Here is a 4,334-nt window from a genome sequence, read left to right as displayed (position 1 = left end):
TGGCGGGCAGGACGCCCGCCATAAACTGCCAGGCATTAATTAAGTGAAGAGGCCATCCTGAGGGATGGCCTTTTTGCGTTCATGCGCCCGGGGGCAGCCGGATGACGCTGCGCTTATCCCACCTACATAACCACAAGCCATACTGTTGCATATGCGGTAAACTAGACGCGATTTTGCATCAGGAAAGCGTCTATGAATCACTCCCTCAAACCCTGGAATACCTTCGGTATCGATCAACGCGCTAACGAGATTGTCTGTGCCGAAAATGAACAACAACTATTGGATGCCTGGCAATCGGCTAAAGCATCAAATCATCCGGTACTGATACTGGGCGAAGGGAGTAACGTTCTGTTTCTTGATACCTTTCATGGAACGGTGATTATCAACCGTATCAAAGGTATTGAGGTGACAGAGCAACCCGAAGCATGGCACTTGCACGTAGGGGCGGGGGAAAACTGGCATAACCTGGTACGATACACACTCCAGCAAGGTATGCCGGGGCTGGAGAATCTGGCGCTTATTCCGGGGTGCGTCGGTTCTTCTCCTATCCAGAACATTGGCGCCTATGGTGTAGAACTACAGCGGGTCTGTGACTATGTGGATTGTGTCGAGCTGGCAACCGGAAAGTCTCTACGGGTGAGCGCCACAGAGTGCCGCTTTGGTTATCGTGATAGTATCTTCAAGCATGAATATCAGGATCGTTACGCCATTGTGGCTGTCGGCCTGCGTTTACCAAAACAGTGGCTGCCCGTACTGACTTATGGCGACCTGGTTCGCTTTGAACCTGAAACGGTCACGCCGCAGCAGGTGTTTGATGCCGTATGCCATATGCGCACCACGAAACTGCCCGATCCAAAAGTAAATGGTAATGCAGGTAGCTTCTTTAAAAATCCTGTTGTTGCAGCAGAGATTGCGCACACATTACTGGCGCAATTTCCCGGTGCGCCACATTACCCGCAGGCCGATGGTTCAGTGAAGCTGGCTGCCGGTTGGTTGATCGATCAGTGCCAGCTAAAAGGCGTCAGTATCGGGGGCGCTGCGGTACATCGTCAGCAGGCTCTGGTGCTGATTAACGCACATAATGCGACAAGCGAGGATGTGGTGAAACTCGCGCATCATGTGCGTCAGAACGTGGGTGAGAAATTTAATGTCTGGCTGGAACCGGAAGTTCGGTTTATCGGGCAGACCGGTGAAGTGAATGCTGTGGAGATCATTGCATGAAGGATAATACCGTTCCCCTGACGCTGATCTCTTTGCTGGCCGATGGTGAGTTTCATTCGGGTGAACATCTGGGTGAAACACTGGGAATGAGCCGCGCAGCCATCAACAAGCATGTCCAGACGCTGCGTGACTGGGGAGTTGATGTGTTTACCGTTCCTGGCAAAGGATATAGCCTGCCAGAACCTATCCAATTATTAGATGCTTCTGTCATCCATGCACAACTGGACAGCGGGAATGTCACGGTACTTCCGGTTATCGATTCGACGAACCAGTATCTGCTGGATCGTATCGGCCAGTTGACGTCGGGTGATGCCTGTGTAGCGGAATACCAGCAGGCTGGGCGTGGTCGTCGTGGGCGGAAATGGTTCTCTCCATTTGGTGCGAACCTGTATCTTTCTATGTACTGGCGTCTGGAGCAGGGGCCGGCAGCCGCGATCGGGCTGAGTCTGGTGATCGGCATTGTGATGGCTGAGGTTCTGCGCGATCTGGGGGCAGAGAAGGTTCGGGTTAAGTGGCCTAATGATCTCTATTTACTCGATCGCAAGCTGGCAGGCATTCTGGTTGAGCTTACGGGTAAAACGGGCGACGCTGCGCAAATCGTTATTGGCGCAGGTATCAATATGGCCATGCGCCGTGTGGAAGAAGGTGTTGTGAATCAGGGATGGATCAATCTCCAGGAAGCGGGCATTACGCTTGATCGCAACATGCTGGCGGCGACGTTAATCAAAGAGTTGCGTGCGGCGCTGGAACTCTTTGAGCAGGAAGGTCTGGCACCTTACCTGTCTCGCTGGGAAAAACTGGATAATTTTATTAACCGACCGGTTAAACTGATTATTGGTGATAAAGAAATATTTGGTATTTCCCGTGGGATAGATGCGCAAGGCGCGTTGTTGCTTGAACAGGATGGCGTAATTAAGCCGTGGATGGGCGGAGAAATATCTTTACGCAGCGCAGAATAATAAAAAGGGAGCTAAGGCTCCCTTTTTACATTATTTTCTCAACCTGACTTGTTCGACCGCATGATTGGCGCTTTTGGTCATAATCAGACTGGCCCGTTCACGAGTGGGTAAAATATTTTGCTTTAAGTTCAACCAGTTGATTTCTTTCCATAATGATGCGGCGGTATTGATCGCTTCATCTTTCGATAATTTTGCGTAATTATGGAAATAAGAATCTGGGTCGGTGAACGCCCCTTCACGAAATTTCAGGAAGCGGTTGATGTACCACGTCTGGAGTAAATCTTCAGGCGCATCAACATAAATAGAAAAATCAACGAAGTCAGAAACAAATACATGATGTGGATCGTGAGGATAATCCATTCCACTCTGTAGTACATTTAAGCCTTCAAGAATTAATATATCGGGCTGCGCGACGGTTTTATCTCCGTCTGGAATCACATCATAAATCAGGTGTGAATAGACTGGTGCGGTAACATTTGGCACCCCTGATTTGAGATCGGAAACGAACTTCACCAGACGGTGCATATCGTAAGACTCAGGAAAGCCTTTCTTCTTCATCAGCCCGCGATCTTTCAGCACCTGGTTAGGGTGCAGAAAACCGTCAGTGGTGATCAATTCGACGCGACGATGTTCCGGCCAACGGCTCAGCAGCGCTTGCAGTACGCGCGCGGTGGTGCTTTTGCCCACGGCGACGCTACCGGCAATGCTGATGATATAAGGAATACGCTGGCCGTTAGTGCCTAAAAATTGCTCCAGAACAGCCTGACGGCGCAGGTTTGAACTGATATAGAAATTTAGCAAACGCGACAGGGGCAAATAAATCTCGGCAACTTCTTCCAGTGATAAATCTTCATTAATGCCTTTGAGTCGTGCGATTTCGCCCTCGGTCAGGGTCATCGGCACGGAATCACGAAGCGCAGCCCACTGGTTGCGATCAAATTGTAGGTAAGGCGTCATTAACGTTTGCTCTTTACTCATAAGCATGTTTCTGGCTGTCATTGCTGCATCAGGTCAGCGATAAAAAAGCGAATCATCCCCGGCATGCAATGGCACGACACATTTCAGTTAATTTGGACAATGGGCAGGAGGGTAACACCAGATGGGAGGGAATAATAAGAAAAAATCTCTCCTGATAAGTTATCCCTGAAACGCAATGTGACGGATATACCATATGTAAAAGAAGAATTTTTCTCTTTCAAACACAGATATGATGATGCTCTCCGTTAAGCCGTTAGCATCCTGGTGTCGAAAAATCGCACTGACCTGACTAAAAATAGGCCATTTAGCAGTCTTGTCGTGCAAAATGTGAGCGATAGAACATTTTATGCAATTTTTTAGTTGCATGAGGTCGCAGGTCTCCATAGAATGCGCGCTACTTGATGCCGACTTAGCTCAGTAGGTAGAGCAACTGACTTGTAATCAGTAGGTCACCAGTTCGATTCCGGTAGTCGGCACCATCAAGTCCGGTGGGGTTCCCGAGCGGCCAAAGGGAGCAGACTGTAAATCTGCCGTCACAGACTTCGAAGGTTCGAATCCTTCCCCCACCACCACTTTCTGGCAGCGTGTTTGCTGTCTGAACTGGTTGAAAAAATTAACCGGTTCGAATAAGAAAAGAGACATGTCTCTTTTTTTGTTACAGAAAGAACTGGGTAGCCGAGTTCCAGGATGCGGGCATCGTATAATGGCTATTACCTCAGCCTTCCAAGCTGATGATGCGGGTTCGATTCCCGCTGCCCGCTCCAGACGTGCTGATATGGCTCAGTTGGTAGAGCGCACCCTTGGTAAGGGTGAGGTCCCCAGTTCGACTCTGGGTATCAGCACCACTTCACTTCTCCTTCCCGTTTCTCTCTGTATAAACTTAAATATTCAACAATTCAGGCATATCGCCTGGTTGATGTGGTGATATCACCGATTTATCCGTGTCTTAGAGGGACAATCGATGTCTAAAGAAAAGTTTGAACGTACAAAACCGCACGTCAACGTCGGTACTATCGGCCACGTTGACCATGGTAAAACAACGCTGACCGCTGCAATCACTACCGTACTGGCTAAAACCTACGGCGGTGCTGCTCGCGCATTCGACCAGATCGATAACGCGCCGGAAGAAAAAGCTCGTGGTATCACCATCAACACTTCTCACGTTGAATACGACAC

Annotated in this window: 4 protein-coding genes and 4 tRNA genes; 7 read left to right on the top strand and 1 reads right to left on the bottom strand. The window is 49.4% G+C overall.

The features are described from left to right. The first annotated feature begins 192 nt into the window (after nt 1–192). Both murB and birA read left to right on the top strand, forming a co-directional pair. Nucleotides 193–1,221 (top strand): UDP-N-acetylmuramate dehydrogenase, encoded by a 1,029-nt coding sequence (murB, locus tag OGX80_RS05510; protein WP_115182241.1) that lies wholly within the window; start codon nt 193–195, stop codon nt 1,219–1,221. Further along, the gene (birA, locus tag OGX80_RS05505) at nt 1,218–2,180 is read left to right on the top strand and encodes a bifunctional biotin--[acetyl-CoA-carboxylase] ligase/biotin operon repressor BirA (RefSeq protein WP_049011715.1); all 963 of its coding nucleotides are present in this window, start codon (nt 1,218–1,220) and stop codon (nt 2,178–2,180) included. The genes murB and birA overlap by 4 nt, the downstream gene beginning before the upstream one ends. 30 nt (nt 2,181–2,210) lie before the next feature. Here the strand turns inward: birA and coaA are convergent, their stop codons facing one another. Further along, on the bottom strand, nt 2,211–3,164 hold the full coding sequence (coaA, locus tag OGX80_RS05500) for a type I pantothenate kinase (RefSeq protein ID WP_024130653.1): 954 nt from the start codon (nt 3,162–3,164) through the stop codon (nt 2,211–2,213). Between the two features lie 397 nt (nt 3,165–3,561). On the opposite strand from coaA, the gene OGX80_RS05490 reads away from it, so the two are divergent. The 5 genes from OGX80_RS05490 to OGX80_RS05470 form a co-directional block, all read left to right on the top strand. Next, nucleotides 3,562–3,637 (top strand) — tRNA-Thr (locus tag OGX80_RS05490). An 8-nt stretch (nt 3,638–3,645) separates the two neighbouring features. After that, nucleotides 3,646–3,730, top strand: a tRNA-Tyr gene (locus OGX80_RS05485). Nucleotides 3,731–3,847: 117 nt separating this feature from the next. Beyond that, nucleotides 3,848–3,922: transfer RNA gene (locus OGX80_RS05480), tRNA-Gly, on the top strand. A 5-nt stretch (nt 3,923–3,927) separates the two neighbouring features. Next, a tRNA-Thr gene (locus tag OGX80_RS05475) sits at nt 3,928–4,003 on the top strand. Nucleotides 4,004–4,119: 116 nt separating this feature from the next. Then, the coding region (locus tag OGX80_RS05470) for a GTP-binding protein (protein ID WP_000031663.1) at nt 4,120–4,334 on the top strand (215 nt) is incomplete at its 3' end.

The sequence above is a fragment of the Citrobacter sp. CK194 genome (assembly GCF_030333395.1).
GTDB classification, from domain to species: Bacteria; Pseudomonadota; Gammaproteobacteria; order Enterobacterales; family Enterobacteriaceae; genus Citrobacter_B; species Citrobacter_B koseri.
The sequence above is the reverse complement of the archived record's forward strand: the minus strand, read 5'-3'. Positions and strand labels throughout refer to the sequence as shown.

Excerpts from the sequence above, each read along its gene's own strand:
- murB (WP_115182241.1), top strand. The coding sequence starts at position 193 with ATGAATCACTCCCTCAAACCCTGGAATACCTTCGGTATCGATCAACGC.
- birA (WP_049011715.1), top strand. The coding sequence starts at position 1,218 with ATGAAGGATAATACCGTTCCCCTGACGCTGATCTCTTTGCTGGCCGAT.
- coaA (WP_024130653.1), bottom strand. The coding sequence starts at position 3,164 with ATGCTTATGAGTAAAGAGCAAACGTTAATGACGCCTTACCTACAATTT.